This is a genomic window from Salmonella sp. SAL04213 (genome assembly GCF_046550535.1).
GTDB lineage: Bacteria > Pseudomonadota > Gammaproteobacteria > Enterobacterales > Enterobacteriaceae > Salmonella > Salmonella enterica.
In genome coordinates, this window is record NZ_JBGDXS010000005.1 from 320,435 (window position 1) to 335,525 (window position 15,091).

13 protein-coding genes and 2 rRNA genes are annotated in these 15,091 nt (G+C 52.7%); 8 read left to right on the plus strand and 7 right to left on the minus strand.

Annotated elements, in window-relative coordinates:
* Positions 1 to 70: 70 nt before the first annotated feature.
* A complete protein-coding gene (gene srmB, locus ACLJPQ_RS15200) occupies positions 71 to 1,405 on the plus strand; it encodes an ATP-dependent RNA helicase SrmB (RefSeq protein WP_000219174.1) in 1,335 nt (444 codons plus the stop codon).
* A gap of 17 nt (positions 1,406 to 1,422) precedes the next feature.
* Here srmB and ACLJPQ_RS15205 read toward each other — a convergent pair whose 3' ends face one another.
* Entirely contained in the window at positions 1,423 to 2,322 is a 900-nt protein-coding gene (locus ACLJPQ_RS15205) for a LysR family transcriptional regulator (RefSeq protein WP_080184847.1), read from the minus strand.
* A gap of 102 nt (positions 2,323 to 2,424) precedes the next feature.
* On the opposite strand from ACLJPQ_RS15205, the gene eamB reads away from it, so the two are divergent.
* On the plus strand, positions 2,425 to 3,012 hold the full coding sequence (gene eamB, locus ACLJPQ_RS15210) for a cysteine/O-acetylserine transporter (protein WP_023224295.1): 588 nt from the start codon (positions 2,425 to 2,427) through the stop codon (positions 3,010 to 3,012).
* A gap of 61 nt (positions 3,013 to 3,073) precedes the next feature.
* Here the strand turns inward: eamB and grcA are convergent, their stop codons facing one another.
* Complete coding sequence (grcA, locus tag ACLJPQ_RS15215; RefSeq protein ID WP_000627811.1) at positions 3,074 to 3,457, minus strand: autonomous glycyl radical cofactor GrcA; 384 nt, start codon at positions 3,455 to 3,457, stop codon at positions 3,074 to 3,076.
* A 318-nt stretch (positions 3,458 to 3,775) separates the two neighbouring features.
* Here grcA and ung point away from each other — a divergent pair, with 318 nt between their 5' ends.
* Complete coding sequence (ung, locus tag ACLJPQ_RS15220) at positions 3,776 to 4,465, plus strand: uracil-DNA glycosylase (protein ID WP_000179978.1); 690 nt, start codon at positions 3,776 to 3,778, stop codon at positions 4,463 to 4,465.
* Between the two features lie 115 nt (positions 4,466 to 4,580).
* Here ung and ACLJPQ_RS15225 read toward each other — a convergent pair whose 3' ends face one another.
* Positions 4,581 to 5,618, minus strand: coding sequence for a tRNA/rRNA methyltransferase (locus ACLJPQ_RS15225; protein WP_080184804.1), 1,038 nt, complete (start codon positions 5,616 to 5,618; stop codon positions 4,581 to 4,583).
* A gap of 203 nt (positions 5,619 to 5,821) precedes the next feature.
* Between ACLJPQ_RS15225 and trxC the strand changes: the two genes are divergently transcribed.
* The 5 genes from trxC to ACLJPQ_RS15250 all read left to right on the plus strand — a co-directional run bounded on the left by trxC (position 5,822) and on the right by ACLJPQ_RS15250 (position 11,546).
* Complete coding sequence (trxC, locus tag ACLJPQ_RS15230) at positions 5,822 to 6,241, plus strand: thioredoxin TrxC (protein WP_001098732.1); 420 nt, start codon at positions 5,822 to 5,824, stop codon at positions 6,239 to 6,241.
* 72 nt (positions 6,242 to 6,313) lie between these two features.
* Positions 6,314 to 6,994, plus strand: a complete 681-nt coding sequence (gene tapT / locus ACLJPQ_RS15235) for a tRNA-uridine aminocarboxypropyltransferase (protein ID WP_000183642.1) — start codon at positions 6,314 to 6,316, stop codon at positions 6,992 to 6,994.
* Positions 6,995 to 7,047: 53 nt separating this feature from the next.
* Complete coding sequence (gene pat / locus ACLJPQ_RS15240; protein ID WP_080184803.1) at positions 7,048 to 9,708, plus strand: protein lysine acetyltransferase; 2,661 nt, start codon at positions 7,048 to 7,050, stop codon at positions 9,706 to 9,708.
* Between the two features lie 114 nt (positions 9,709 to 9,822).
* Positions 9,823 to 11,178: a CDP-diacylglycerol--serine O-phosphatidyltransferase gene (gene pssA / locus ACLJPQ_RS15245; RefSeq protein WP_000949286.1), complete on the plus strand. Its 1,356-nt coding sequence runs from the start codon at positions 9,823 to 9,825 to the stop codon at positions 11,176 to 11,178.
* Positions 11,179 to 11,222: 44 nt separating this feature from the next.
* Positions 11,223 to 11,546: a YfiM family lipoprotein gene (locus ACLJPQ_RS15250; protein ID WP_001264478.1), complete on the plus strand. Its 324-nt coding sequence runs from the start codon at positions 11,223 to 11,225 to the stop codon at positions 11,544 to 11,546.
* Here ACLJPQ_RS15250 and ACLJPQ_RS15255 read toward each other — a convergent pair.
* From ACLJPQ_RS15255 to ACLJPQ_RS15270, 4 genes are all read right to left on the minus strand, one after another.
* Positions 11,543 to 12,844, minus strand: a complete 1,302-nt coding sequence (locus ACLJPQ_RS15255; RefSeq protein WP_000807818.1) for an MFS transporter — start codon at positions 12,842 to 12,844, stop codon at positions 11,543 to 11,545. The two genes, ACLJPQ_RS15250 and ACLJPQ_RS15255, sit on opposite strands and share 4 nt — an antisense overlap.
* Positions 12,845 to 12,947: 103 nt before the next feature.
* Positions 12,948 to 13,403, minus strand: coding sequence for a DUF4385 domain-containing protein (locus ACLJPQ_RS15260; protein WP_000985658.1), 456 nt, complete (start codon positions 13,401 to 13,403; stop codon positions 12,948 to 12,950).
* Positions 13,404 to 13,611: 208 nt separating this feature from the next.
* Positions 13,612 to 13,727, minus strand: a 5S ribosomal RNA gene (gene rrf, locus ACLJPQ_RS15265).
* Positions 13,728 to 13,923: 196 nt separating this feature from the next.
* Positions 13,924 to 15,091 (minus strand): 23S ribosomal RNA (locus tag ACLJPQ_RS15270); the annotation flags it as partial.

Here is a 15,091-nt window from a genome sequence, read left to right on the forward strand (position 1 = left end):
GATATCCATACAAACAGATGAAGATTGCGGCCGTAACGTCTATAATCAGCGCCCCACACAGAGGTAGAACATGACTGTAACGACTTTTTCCGAACTTGAACTCGACGAAAGCCTGCTGGATGCCCTCCAGGATAAAGGTTTCACTCGCCCGACCGCCATTCAGGCTGCCGCCATTCCGCCTGCGCTCGATGGCCGTGATGTACTCGGTTCTGCGCCGACAGGCACCGGTAAAACGGCGGCATATCTGCTGCCGGCGTTGCAGCACCTGCTCGACTTTCCGCGTAAAAAATCGGGGCCGCCGCGCATTCTGATCCTGACGCCAACCCGCGAACTGGCAATGCAGGTTGCCGATCACGCTCGTGAACTGGCTAAGCATACTCATCTGGATATCGCCACGATTACCGGCGGCGTGGCCTATATGAACCATGCTGAAGTGTTTAGCGAAAACCAGGATATCGTGGTCGCCACGACGGGCCGTCTGCTGCAATATATAAAAGAAGAGAACTTTGACTGCCGGGCGGTTGAAACACTGATCCTTGACGAAGCTGACCGGATGCTCGACATGGGCTTCGCTCAGGACATTGAACATATCGCTGGTGAGACCCGCTGGCGTAAACAGACGATGCTGTTCTCCGCCACGCTGGAAGGCGATGCGATTAAAGATTTTGCCGAGCGTCTGCTGGAAGACCCGGTTGAGGTTTCCGCCAATCCGTCAACCCGCGAGCGTAAGAAAATTCACCAGTGGTACTACCGTGCCGACAATTTCGAACATAAAGTTGCGCTGTTGAAGCACCTGCTAAAACAAGACGATGCAACCCGTTCTATCGTATTTGTACGTAAACGTGAACGCGTCCATGAACTGGCTGAAACGCTGCGTCTGGCAGGGATCAACAATTGCTATCTTGAAGGCGAGATGGCGCAGATCAAACGTAACGAAGGTATTAAGCGTCTCACCGACGGTCGCGTTAACGTGCTGGTCGCGACCGACGTCGCGGCACGCGGGATTGATATTCCTGACGTCAGCCACGTTATTAACTTCGACATGCCGCGCAGTGGCGATACCTATCTGCATCGCATTGGTCGTACAGGCCGTGCGGGCCGCAAAGGCACTGCAATCTCGCTGGTAGAAGCCCACGACCATCTGTTGCTGCTGAAAATCGGTCGCTACATCGAAGAGCCGCTAAAAGCGCGCGTCATTGATGAGCTTCGCCCGACCACGCGTGCGCCCAGCGAAAAGCTGACCGGCAAACCGTCGAAAAAAGTGCTGGCGAAACGCGCCGAGAAGAAAAAAGAGAAAGAAAAAGAGAAGCCGCGCGTGAAGAAACGTCACCGCGATACAAAAAATATCGGTAAGCGCCGCAAGCCAAGCGGTACGAAAATGCAGGAGCAATCCAGCGAAGAGTGATGATAATGCCGGGTTCGTTAACCCGGCATTTTTTTATCTTCCACGGTAAAACACGCCTCCATACACTGCATAAATATCTGCATTGCCGGGCTGACCGCTTTCCCGGCATGATGGGCGCACAGCGCCATAATCGATAGCGACGGCGCGCCAAACGGCAGCTCTTTCAACTGACCGGTACTAAGTTCTCGTTCAACGGCAAAACGTGGTAAAAAGCTGATGCCCAGGTTAGCAGCCACACACTGTTTAATGCTTTCAATACTCCACAGTTCAATGATGTTTTCCAGCGTAATCCGCCTCTGCCGTAGCGTACTTTCAAACAGCTGGCGGAAGACACATTGCGGTTCATTGATGATGAAGCTACAGGGGATATGCTGATCTGGCTGCGTAAAATCAGCATCCTGTAGCAGTGGAGAGGCCACCAGCGCCAGCGACTGCTCCCCCAGTTGCTGCATCGTGAGCGCGTCATCATTGCCTACGCGATAAAAAACGCCCAGATCGACCTCGTCATTCAGCAACGCATCACGTATCACATAGCAATTCAGCGATTGTAACGACAATCTGACATTCGGCGCTCGCAGCTTAAAACGTTGTAAAACCTGCGGCATTTTGTACGCCAGTAAGGTTTCACCTGTCGCCACGCGCAGCTCTCCGCCGGGTTCCGCATCCTGCCTTGCGGCTTCACGAATCGACTCCATCACACGCGTCAGTTCATGGATATGCGGCATCAGCTTTTTCCCCTCATTGGTCAGGCACATTCGGCGCCCTATTTTCTCGAACAGTTGCAGGGAAAACTCACGTTCAAGCTGTTGAATATGAAAAGTTACTGTCGACTGAGTGCAGCACAGCTTTTGCGAAGCCCGCAGAAACGAGCCCTCTTCCACTACCGTTTTCAGCGTAATAAACCGACGCAGATCCATAACCACCAACCTATCGAAAATCTCGAATTCAGAATTAAAAAACATTCATTTTTTTAAATATTTCATATCGGGTACTGTCTGCTAAAACAGAGGAGATGACAAGTGACACCGATGCTTTTAAGCACTTTCTGGACTTATACATTAATCACCGCCCTTACCCCCGGCCCTAACAATATTCTCGCGCTTAGCGCAGCAACTGCACATGGTTTTCGGCAGAGTATTCGTGTACTGGCAGGTATGAGTCTGGGATTTTTGGTCGTCATGCTGCTGTGCGCCGGGATCGCGTTTTCCCTTGCGGTTATCGATCCGGCAATCATTCATTTACTCAGTTGGGTGGGGGCTGCGTATATCCTGTGGCTGGCGTGGAAAATTGCCACCAGTCCAGCGGCGGATGAGAATGTCAGACCAAAACCGGTTGGCTTTTGGGTAAGCTTTGGCCTGCAGTTTGTGAACGTCAAAATTATTCTGTACGGCATTACCGCTCTGTCTACATTTGTTTTACCGCAAACGCAGGCGCTGAACTGGGTCATCGGCGTCAGTATATTGCTGGCATTGATCGGCACGTTCGGTAATGTGTGTTGGGCGCTGGCGGGACATCTGTTTCAGCGGGCGTTTCGCCATTATGGTCGCCAGTTAAATATCATTCTGGCGTTACTGCTGGTGTACTGCGCGGTGCGGATTTTTTACTGACCCAAATAAAACAAAAGCGGAAAAGGCCCGGCCTCTTCCGCTTGTTATTACCGGATAAGCCTTACAGGCTTTCGGTAAAGGTACGAGCGATAACGTCGCGCTGCTGTTCCGGCGTCAGGGAGTTAAAACGCACCGCATAACCAGAAACACGAATAGTCAGCTGCGGGTATTTTTCCGGATGCTTAACCGCATCTTCCAGAGTTTCACGACGCAGAACGTTAACGTTCAGATGCTGACCGCCTTCAACGCGTACTTCCGGTTTAACTTCCATCGGAATTTCACGGTATTCAATCTCGCCCAGTTTGCTGACAGCCACAACTTCATCTTCAGCAAAGCCGGATTTTGCAACGATGCAGCGCGCTTCGCCTTTTTCGCTGTCCAGCAGCCAGAAGGAATTCAGCAGGTCGTCGTTAGCGGCTTTAGTAATCTGGATACCTGTAATCATGTGATGCCTCCCCAGGCAAAATTATTTGATTTCGGTCGGCCTAATCCCGGCCAATTGGTAAAACCATTGTTGCTTGAGTGTATATATACCCTTCGATCACCCTTCATTCTTTGATTTAAATCAATAAAAACCACACCATAAAAAGGGTGATGAAGGGAATTTATTGTTTTACATCAACTTACACCATTCAGACCTATAAACTTTTTACATAAATTTTCAACTATCTTTTGTAGGTAACCGTTTTTGTAGCACGCAGGATTTTGCACTGCAGAAAGAAGCAGTTAAGCTAAGGGAACTGGAAATTCGCAGGAGAGCGAGATGGCGACTGAGTTAACCTGGCACGATGTGCTGGCTGATGAGAAACAGCAACCTTACTTTATCAATACGCTTCACACTGTTGCTGGCGAGCGTCAGTCGGGTATCACGGTCTACCCGCCGCAAAAAGATGTGTTTAACGCCTTTCGCTTCACAGAACTGGGCGACGTTAAGGTGGTGATCCTGGGACAAGATCCTTACCACGGCCCCGGCCAGGCACATGGTCTGGCGTTTTCCGTGCGTCCTGGAATCGCTCCCCCGCCGTCATTAGTGAATATGTACAAAGAGCTGGAAGCCTCCATTCCCGGCTTTGTTCGCCCCGCGCACGGTTATCTGGAAAGCTGGGCACGCCAGGGCGTACTGTTACTGAATACGGTGCTCACGGTACGGGCAGGCCAGGCGCATTCTCATGCCAGCCTGGGGTGGGAAACCTTTACGGATAAAGTGATAAGCCTGATTAACCAACACCGCGAAGGGGTTGTCTTCCTGCTGTGGGGCTCGCACGCCCAGAAGAAAGGCGCGATTATTGATCCACAACGCCACCATATTCTGAAAGCTCCGCATCCCTCGCCACTCTCTGCGCACCGCGGATTTTTTGGCTGTAACCATTTTGCGCTAACGAACCAATGGCTGGAACAACACGGCGAGAAAACTATCGACTGGACGCCAGTATTACCGGCTGAGAGTGAATAACGTTGGCGACTCGCCGTTTTATCGCCCGGATAACGGCGCGAAAGCGCCTTGTCTGACCGGGCGGTAGGAAGTACATCATTGGCCCGGCGCGCGTTGCGTCACCGGGCTGCAGCCCTTACGCTTTATTCTGTCGCCACCACTCGGCGAGCAGCACGCCTGTCGCAACCGACACATTCAGGCTTTCCACGTTCCCCGTGCCGTTAATTTTCACGCACAGATCGTCGGGTTCGCGCGCCGCTTCCGGCAGGTAGTCATATTCACGGCCTAAGACCAGCACCATCTTTTCCGGCAGGGTCGTACTAAAGAGCGCCTGACCGCGATCGCTGGACGTCGTCACCACGGTGTACCCCGCCTGACGAAAATCATCCAGTACGCCAACAATGCTTTCACCAGTAATCGGCTGGACATGCTCCGCCCCGCCTTCCGCAGTACGAATCGCCGCGCCGGACTCCAGCAACGCCGCATCCTGTACCACCACGCCCTTCACGCCGAAGTGCGCGCAGCTACGCATCATGCCGCCCAGATTATGCGGGTTAGCGACATCTTCCAACGCCAGCACGCAGTCTTGATCCGCCGCCTGCTTTACCCATTGCTTAACGGTCGTACCGTTACGCTTTTTAATCAGGAAACACACGCCACCGTGGTGCTCAGTCCCGGAAGCTTTTGCCAGTTCGGCTTCATCCACCACATGGTAGGCTTTACGATTCGCCGCCATCCAGCGCAGCGCCTCTTTAAAACGCGGCGTTACGCTTTGGATAAACCATGCGCGCACGATGGCGTCAGGACGGCTCTGGAATAGCGCCTGGCAGGCATTTTCGCCGTAGACGCGCGTCTCTTCCGCACGCTGGCGACGCAAAACTTCAGGGTCGATAAAACTTTTACCGCTAATACCACCATGATCGACTTTCTCAGGCGTTTCATCGCCTGGCGCGCGGGACACGGTGCGCCACGGTGAAGTTTCATGTTTACGGTCACGGCTCTGATTATTTCGCTCATCACGGGCGGGGCGACGTCCACCGTCAGTGCGAGACTTTGCTGGGCGGCCTCCCCCTTTCCCGGTACGCGGGTTATGGGTGCGTTTATCAGAGTCATCATCACTACGGACATACATCACTTTGACTTTGCCGCTTTTGTTTTTTAATTCATCGTTCATGCTTTTCTCCACCAGCGCTGCGCGAAGCGCGAAGATTACCCGATGTGCATCCGGTTAGCCATGATTTCGTTTAAAAGCTTGCGACTATTGTACTCATTGAATAAAACACATTGTTGTTTAGCACAGACTCCTCGATAATATGTAACATTATAGAAACATCCCGCGCGTAGCGGGACGTCTTCCGACGTATTCAGAGGTTAGCTATGAACACCGTTTGTACCCATTGTCAGGCCATTAACCGCATCCCCGACGATCGGCTTCAGGACGCGGCAAAATGTGGACGCTGCGGTCATGAGTTGTTTGACGGAGAAGTCATTAATGCGACCGGCGAAACGCTGGACAAACTGTTGAAGGACGATCTTCCAGTGGTGATCGACTTTTGGGCACCCTGGTGCGGCCCTTGCCGTAACTTTGCGCCAATCTTCGAGGATGTCGCAGAAGAGCGCAGCGGTAAAGTCCGTTTCGTCAAAGTAAATACCGAGGCGGAACGGGAACTCAGCGCCCGTTTCGGTATCCGCAGCATCCCGACGATTATGATTTTTAAACATGGACAGGTGGTCGATATGCTTAATGGCGCAGTGCCTAAAGCGCCTTTCGACAGCTGGCTGAACGAAGCGCTGTAAACGCCACGGGGCGCATCTTGTGCCCCGTTTTCACCTCTGCCACAATAGCGTTTTTCTCCGCAAACGCTTTCTATGACCAATAACGCTGTCCTTCAGTTACGCGCCGAACGGCTTGCGCGCGCTACTCGCCCTTTTCTTGCCAGAGGCAATCGGGTTCGCCGCTGTCAACGCTGCCTGCTGCCGCTAAAATCTTGCCTGTGTGATACGTTAACGCCTTCTCAGGCGAAAAGCCGTTTTTGTCTGGTCATGTTTGACACTGAACCGATGAAACCCAGCAATACCGGCCGGCTGATAGCCGATATTTTGCCGGATACCGCGGCGTTTCAGTGGTCGCGTACCGAGCCGCCGCAGGCGTTGCTGGAGCTGGTACAGCATCCGGATTATCAGCCGATAGTGGTCTTTCCTGCGTCCTACGCCGGCGAAGCGCGCGAGGTCATTTCCACCCCGCCCGCCGGGAAACCGCCGCTGTTTATTATGCTGGACGGCACCTGGCCCGAAGCACGTAAAATGTTTCGTAAAAGCCCTTATCTGGATCATCTGCCGGTCATTTCCGTCGATTTATCGCGTCTTTCAGCTTATCGTCTGCGTGAAATCCATGCCGAAGGGCAATATTGTACCGCCGAAGTCGCCATAGCGTTGTTAGATCTGGCGGGAGATACCGAGGCGGCAACCAGTTTAGGTGAACATTTCACCCGTTTCAAAACGCGCTATCTGGCAGGAAAAACGCAACATCCGGGAAACGTCACAGCATAAAATAGCGAAAGCGTTTAAAATTATCCGGTCACTTCTGTGTAAGGGAAACCGGTATGAGCCAGCAAGGACTGGAAGCGCTACTGCGACCAAAATCGATCGCGGTGATTGGCGCATCAATGAAGCCCCACCGCGCGGGTTACCTGATGATGCGTAACTTGTTGGCGGGCGGATTCAATGGCCCCGTCCTTCCCGTGACGCCCGCCTGGAAAGCCGTTTTAGGCGTCATGGCCTGGCCGGATATCGCCAGTCTTCCTTTCACCCCCGATCTGGCTATTTTATGCACTAACGCCAGCCGTAACCTGGCGTTACTGGACGCGCTTGGCGCGAAAGGGTGTAAAACGTGCATTATCCTTTCTGCTCCCACGTCGCAACATGAAGAACTTCTTGTCTGTGCCCGGCATTATAAAATGCGTCTGCTGGGTCCAAACAGTCTTGGGCTCCTCGCGCCGTGGCAAGGGCTGAATGCCAGCTTTTCTCCCGTCCCGATTAAACAGGGCAAGCTCGCTTTTATTTCCCAGTCTGCCGCCGTGTCCAATACCATTCTTGACTGGGCGCAACAGCGTGAAATGGGCTTTTCCTACTTTATCGCGCTGGGCGATAGCCTGGATATTGATGTCGATGAACTACTGGACTATCTGGCGCGCGACAGCAAGACCAGCGCGATTTTGCTCTATCTGGAACAGTTAAGCGACGCCCGCCGTTTTGTTTCCGCCGCCCGTAGCGCTTCACGTAACAAACCGATTCTGGTGATTAAAAGCGGCCGAAGCCCGGCAGCCCAGCGTTTACTTAATACCAGCGCGGGAATGGACCCTGCGTGGGATGCGGCCATCCAGCGCGCAGGCCTGCTGCGAGTCCAGGATACGCACGAGCTTTTTTCCGCCGTCGAAACACTGAGCCATATGCGTCCGCTACGCGGCGACAGACTGATGATTATCAGCAATGGCGCCGCGCCTGCCGCGCTGGCGTTAGATGAGTTGTGGTCGCGTAACGGCAAGCTGGCGACGTTGAGCGAAGAGACCTGCCTGCAACTACGGCAGGCGCTTCCCCCGCACATTGATATTGCCAATCCGCTGGATCTGTGTGATGACGCCAGCAGCGAACATTACGTCAAAACGCTGGATATCCTGCTCGCCAGTCAGGATTTTGACGCGCTTATGGTTATCCACTCTCCCAGCGCTGCCGCGCCGGGTACGGAAAGCGCCCATGCTCTGATCGAGACGATTAAGCGCCACCCCAGAGGCAAGTTTGTTACGCTGCTGACAAACTGGTGCGGCGAGTTCTCGTCTCAGGAGGCAAGACGGCTATTCAGCGAAGCCGGATTACCAACCTACCGTACGCCGGAAGGCACGATTACCGCGTTTATGCATATGGTGGAATACCGGCGTAACCAGAAGCAACTGCGGGAAACGCCAGCGTTGCCGAGTAACCTGACGTCCAATACCGCTGAGGCGCATAATCTGTTACAGCGGGCGATTGCGGAAGGCGCCGCCTCACTGGATACCCATGAAGTACAGCCGATTTTACACGCCTATGGGCTGCACACGCTCCCAACCTGGATTGCCAGCGACAGCGCTGAAGCGGTGCATATCGCCGAACAGATAGGCTATCCGGTAGCTCTCAAGCTGCGCTCGCCCGACATTCCGCATAAATCTGAAGTTCAGGGGGTCATGCTTTACCTGCGGACCGCAAGCGAGGTACAACAGGCCGCGAACGCCATTTTCGATCGTGTAAAGATGGCCTGGCCGCAGGCGCGGATTCACGGTTTGCTGGTACAAAGCATGGCTAACCGCGCCGGCGCGCAGGAGCTTCGAGTGGTGGTCGAGCACGATCCGGTGTTTGGTCCTTTGATTATGTTGGGTGAAGGCGGCGTAGAGTGGCGTCCGGAAGAGCAGGCGGTCGTCGCGCTGCCGCCGCTCAACATGAATCTGGCGCGCTATCTGGTGATTCAGGGCATTAAACAGCGGAAAATTCGCGCCCGTAGCGCGCTGCGTCCGCTGGATATTGTCGGTTTAAGCCAGCTGCTGGTCCAGGTTTCAAACCTGATTGTCGACTGCCCGGAAATTCAGCGTCTGGATATCCATCCGCTGCTGGCTTCCGCCAGTGAGTTTACCGCGCTGGATGTGACGCTGGATATTGCCCCGTTTGATGGCGATAACGAAAGTCGACTTGCGGTACGCCCCTATCCCCACCAGCTTGAAGAGTGGGTGGAGATGAAAAATGGCGATCGCTGCCTGTTCCGTCCTATCCTGCCGGAAGATGAGCCCCAGCTACGACAATTCATCGCACAGGTCACCAAAGAGGATCTTTACTACCGTTATTTCAGCGAGATCAACGAATTCACCCATGAAGATTTAGCCAACATGACGCAGATCGACTACGATCGAGAAATGGCCTTTGTGGCCGTGAGGCGGATGGACAACGCTGAAGAGATCCTCGGCGTAACGCGCGCGATCTCCGATCCTGACAACGTAGATGCCGAGTTTGCCGTATTGGTGCGTTCAGATCTCAAAGGGTTGGGTTTAGGACGCCGTTTAATGGAGAAATTGATTGCCTATACTCGCGATCACGGATTGAAGCGGCTGAACGGTATTACGATGCCGAACAATCGCGGCATGGTCGCGCTGGCCAGAAAACTGGGATTTCAGGTCGATATTCAGCTCGACGAGGGCATCGTGGGATTGACGCTGAATCTGGCCAAATGTGATGAATCGTGAGTAATGTACTGGAAATGTTGACCACTTTAACGGGTACTGATGTTATTATTGCTCGCTTATGTCGTCTGCATAGCACAGAGGACCCTTCAATGAACAGAGAAGAAATGCACTGTGATGTTGTCAAAATTTAAGCGTAATAAACATCAACAACACCTTGCCCAACTCCCTAAGATTTCTCAGTCAGTTGATGATGTAGATTTCTTTTATACTCCTGCTACTTTTCGGGAGACACTGCTGGAGAAAATCGCCAGCGCGACGCAGCGTATTTGTATCGTTGCCCTGTATCTGGAACAGGACGATGGGGGTAAAGGTATACTCGACGCGCTCTATGCGGCTAAACGGCAGCGTCCTGAACTGGACGTGAGGGTGCTGGTCGACTGGCATCGCGCGCAACGCGGGCGCATTGGCGCAGCGGCCTCGAATACCAATGCAGACTGGTATTGCCGACTGGCGCAGGAAAACCCCGGCATTGATGTCCCGGTTTACGGCGTACCGATTAATACGCGAGAAGCGCTTGGCGTACTGCATTTTAAAGGCTTTATCATTGATGATAGCGTCCTGTACAGCGGCGCCAGCCTGAACGATGTCTATCTCCATCAGCATGACAAATATCGCTACGATCGCTACCAGCTGATTCGCAATCGGCAAATGGCAGACATCATGTTTGACTGGGTGACGCAAAATCTGATGAATGGTCGTGGTGTGAATCGTCTGGATAATACCCAGCGGCCGAAAAGCCCGGAGATTAAAAACGATATCCGCTTATACCGTCAGGAGCTGCGTGATGCGTCATATCATTTTCAGGGTGACGCTAATGACGAGCAGCTCTCCGTTACGCCGCTGGTCGGGCTTGGAAAATCCAGTCTGCTGAACAAAACCATTTTCCATCTCATGCCCTGTGCGGAGCATAAGCTCACCATTTGTACCCCTTATTTCAATCTACCAGCGGTGCTGGTGCGGAATATTATTCAGCTACTGCGCGACGGAAAGAAAGTCGAAATCATTGTTGGCGATAAAACCGCGAATGATTTTTACATTCCGGAAGATGAACCGTTCAAGATCATTGGCGCGTTACCCTATCTCTATGAGATTAACCTGCGCCGCTTCCTGAGCCGTTTACAGTATTACGTCAATACCGATCAGCTTGTGGTGCGTCTGTGGAAAGATGACGACAATACCTATCATCTGAAAGGGATGTGGGTAGATGATAAATGGATGCTACTCACCGGCAACAATCTGAATCCCCGCGCCTGGCGTCTGGATCTGGAAAACGCCATTCTGATCCACGATCCTAAGCAGGAGCTTGCCCCTCAGCGGGAAAAAGAGCTGGAACTTATCCGAACGCACACAACCATCGTAAAACATTATCGTGACCTGCAGAGCATTGCCGACTATCCGATAAAAGTGCGTAAATTGATTCGCCGTCTGCGCCGGATCCGCATCGACAGATTAATTAGCCGTATCCTGTAATCGAAGCCCCGTCCTGTACGGGGTTTTCTCTTAGGAGTGAACTGGTGCGCGTGTTGATTCCTTTTACGGTGTTGTTTCTCTCCGGGTGCAGCCATCTGGCTAACGACCGCTGGAGCGGTCAGGATAAAGCCCAGCATTTTATGGCATCAGCGATGCTATCGGCAGCCGGTAATGAGTATGCGCGTCACCAGGGAGTAAGCCCTGACCGCAGCGCAGCGATAGGGCTGATGTTTTCTTTGAGTCTCGGAGCCTCAAAAGAACTCTGGGACAGCCGCCCGGAAGGCAGCGGCTGGAGCTGGAAAGATTTTGTCTGGGATGTCGCTGGCGCGACAACCGGTTACGCTATCTGGCAAATGGCGCGATACTAAAGGCGTAAGCCCTTTCCTTTACGGTGCAACATCAACGAAACCAGGAAAGCCAGAACGGCCATCGCGGTAACATACCAGAAGAATGAACTCTCCATACCGACAGATTTTAGCGACAGCGCGACATATTCCGCAGAGCCGCCAAATAACGCATTTGCTACCGCGTAAGATAAACCGACGCCCAGGGCGCGAACCTGCGCCGGAAACATCTCCGCTTTCAGGATCCCGCTAATCGAGGTGTAGAAACTCACAATCAATAGCGCGCACATCACTAAAGCAAATGCGGCATAAGGCGACGTCACATTCTGCAACGCGGAGAGAATTGGAACGGTGAAAAGCGTCGCGAGCGCGCCAAAACATAGCATAGAAGTGCGCCTGCCAATCTTATCGGATAACGCGCCGAATAACGGCTGTACCAACATGAAAACACACAGCGCGACCGTCATAATGCCGCTGGCGACATTGGCATGCATACCTGCTGTATTTACCAGATATTTCTGCATATAGGTGGTGAAAGTATAAAAGCACAGCGAGCCTGCCGCGGTGAAACCAAGCACCATCAAAAAGGCTTTGCGATTACGCCACAAACCTTTCAACGAACCGGCTTCTTTTAATGCGCGAGTCTCATGCTTCGAGGTTTCATCCAGCTGGCGACGTAGCCATAACGCCACAACCGCCAGCACGGCGCCCAGCGCAAAGGGAATACGCCATCCCCAGGCACGAAGTTCAGCATCTTCCAGAACCTGCTGCAAAATCACAACGACCAGCAATGCCAGTAGTTGGCCACCGATAAGCGTAACGTACTGAAACGAGGCGAAAAATCCCTTACGACCTTCAAGCGCAACTTCACTCATATATGTCGCGCTGGTCCCATACTCTCCCCCTACCGAGAGCCCCTGAAATAACCTTGCAATAAGTAGCAGCGCCGGTGCCCAGGTGCCGATGGTATCGTAACCAGGTAAGCAGGCAATCACCAGCGACCCCATGCACATCATGCACACCGAAATCAACATTGAGGCTTTGCGCCCGCGTCGATCGGCAATGCGTCCAAACAGCCAACCACCGATAGGCCGCATTAAAAAACCGGCGGCAAAGACGCCTGCTGTTTGCAAAAGCTGAGTGGTGGTATTACCAGAAGGAAAGAAGATATGTGCAAAATAGAGCGAGCAGAAAGAATAGACGTAGAAATCAAACCATTCCACTAAGTTTCCGGAAGAGGCCCCCACGATAGCCCATATGCGCCGCCGCATCTCCGGAGCCTCAGCGTTGTTTTTATCTATACGCTGAATAATTTCTGCCATACTGTTCTCCTTGTTGCCAGGCTTAATCGGCCTTTTATTTTGGAGATTCAGATTACGCGAGACCAAAAAGTAAATAAAGTGTTAATTATTTGTTTGCTAATTTTTATCCCCACCGTGCCTGATGCTGGCGTTTCCGTTTCAGATAGTCTTCGTCCTGACGAATTTTATCCCACCAACCTTTGAAAACCGTTGCCGCCGCGGCCTTAATAGGATCATTACCCCGTGTATTCAGGCTGCCGTCTTCGGCATACTTTTTACCGCCTTTATAGTTAGCGTATCGCCTGGCGCGGGTGTATCCCATCTGAATAAATTTACGCGCCATGTCCATACCAACGAAATCATCCTGCTGCCGGTAAGCTTCGAACAACTGGTAGATTTGCTCTGCGGATTTCATCGCCGATGCTTTATCTTTATAGCGCCAGAAAGGAAGAATTTCGCTTTTGTAGGGTTCAACCAGTAGCACCCCCTGCTCGCCTCGTCCAACCTGATACAATTCAGGCTGCTGGCGGAAGTCGATGCTGGAAAAGTCCTGCTGGTAGTTAAAAGGTTTGATAGCCAATGAAAATCCTCACTGCTTATATAAGCACGTGTAAAGGATAGTTCATCGTTAACGATTGGGTGGGTTGTGCTCTTATCGGTTCTACAAGAGCACCAGCTTCGTAGGCGGGATAATTCCTGTAGGCCGGATAAGGTGGAGCCGCCATCCGGCAGAAACAGACAAAAACAAAAGGCCCAGTCTTTCGACTGAGCCGTTTGCTTAATTTGATGCCTGGCAGTTCCCTACTCTCGCATGGGGAGACCCCACACTACCATCGGCGCTACGGCGTTTCACTTCTGAGTTCGGCATGGGGTCAGGTGGGACCACCGCGCTAGTGCCGCCAGGCAAATTCTTTGTGCTCTGTACGCAATTCTTTATCGCATCAGCGGCGTTGCCCGCGCTCGTAAAGTCAGTCACATACTTCTGTATGCTCCTTCCTTTCCTTCGCTTGCCGCCTTGCTGCTGCGCAAATTATTGCGTACTCAACTCTGAATCAGTGCTGAAAATCGTCTCTCATCCGCCAAAACATCTTCGGCGTTGTAAGGTTAAGCCTCACGGTTCATTAGTACCGGTTAGCTCAACGCATCGCTGCGCTTACACACCCGGCCTATCAACGTCGTCGTCTTCAACGTTCCTTCAGGAGACTCTAAGTCTCAGGGAGAACTCATCTCAGGGCAAGTTTCGTGCTTAGATGCTTTCAGCACTTATCTCTTCCGCATTTAGCTACCGGGCAGTGCCATTGGCATGACAACCCGAACACCAGTGATGCGTCCACTCCGGTCCTCTCGTACTAGGAGCAGCCCCCCTCAGTTCTCCAGCGCCCACGGCAGATAGGGACCGAACTGTCTCACGACGTTCTAAACCCAGCTCGCGTACCACTTTAAATGGCGAACAGCCATACCCTTGGGACCTACTTCAGCCCCAGGATGTGATGAGCCGACATCGAGGTGCCAAACACCGCCGTCGATATGAACTCTTGGGCGGTATCAGCCTGTTATCCCCGGAGTACCTTTTATCCGTTGAGCGATGGCCCTTCCATTCAGAACCACCGGATCACTATGACCTGCTTTCGCACCTGCTCGCGCCGTCACGCTCGCAGTCAAGCTGGCTTATGCCATTGCACTAACCTCCTGATGTCCGACCAGGATTAGCCAACCTTCGTGCTCCTCCGTTACTCTTTAGGAGGAGACCGCCCCAGTCAAACTACCCACCAGACACTGTCCGCAACCCGGATTACGGGTCCACGTTAGAACATCAAACATTAAAGGGTGGTATTTCAAGGTCGGCTCCATGCAGACTGGCGTCCACACTTCAAAGCCTCCCACCTATCCTACACATCAAGGCTCAATGTTCAGTGTCAAGCTATAGTAAAGGTTCACGGGGTCTTTCCGTCTTGCCGCGGGTACACTGCATCTTCACAGCGAGTTCAATTTCACTGAGTCTCGGGTGGAGACAGCCTGGCCATCATTACGCCATTCGTGCAGGTCGGAACTTACCCGACAAGGAATTTCGCTACCTTAGGACCGTTATAGTTACGGCCGCCGTTTACCGGGGCTTCGATCAGGAGCTTCGCTTGCGCTGACCCCATCAATTAACCTTCCGGCACCGGGCAGGCGTCACACCGTATACGTCCACTTTCGTGTTTGCACAGTGCTGTGTTTTTAATAAACAGTTGCAGCCAGCTGGTATCTTCGACTGACTTCAGCTCC

Excerpts from the sequence above, each read along its gene's own strand:
- srmB (WP_000219174.1), top strand. The coding sequence starts at position 71 with ATGACTGTAACGACTTTTTCCGAACTTGAACTCGACGAAAGCCTGCTG.
- ACLJPQ_RS15205 (WP_080184847.1), bottom strand. The coding sequence starts at position 2,322 with ATGGATCTGCGTCGGTTTATTACGCTGAAAACGGTAGTGGAAGAGGGC.
- grcA (WP_000627811.1), bottom strand. The coding sequence starts at position 3,457 with ATGATTACAGGTATCCAGATTACTAAAGCCGCTAACGACGACCTGCTG.
- ung (WP_000179978.1), top strand. The coding sequence starts at position 3,776 with ATGGCGACTGAGTTAACCTGGCACGATGTGCTGGCTGATGAGAAACAG.
- ACLJPQ_RS15225 (WP_080184804.1), bottom strand. The coding sequence starts at position 5,618 with ATGAACGATGAATTAAAAAACAAAAGCGGCAAAGTCAAAGTGATGTAT.
- trxC (WP_001098732.1), top strand. The coding sequence starts at position 5,822 with ATGAACACCGTTTGTACCCATTGTCAGGCCATTAACCGCATCCCCGAC.
- tapT (WP_000183642.1), top strand. The coding sequence starts at position 6,314 with ATGACCAATAACGCTGTCCTTCAGTTACGCGCCGAACGGCTTGCGCGC.
- pat (WP_080184803.1), top strand. The coding sequence starts at position 7,048 with ATGAGCCAGCAAGGACTGGAAGCGCTACTGCGACCAAAATCGATCGCG.
- pssA (WP_000949286.1), top strand. The coding sequence starts at position 9,823 with ATGTTGTCAAAATTTAAGCGTAATAAACATCAACAACACCTTGCCCAA.
- ACLJPQ_RS15255 (WP_000807818.1), bottom strand. The coding sequence starts at position 12,844 with ATGGCAGAAATTATTCAGCGTATAGATAAAAACAACGCTGAGGCTCCG.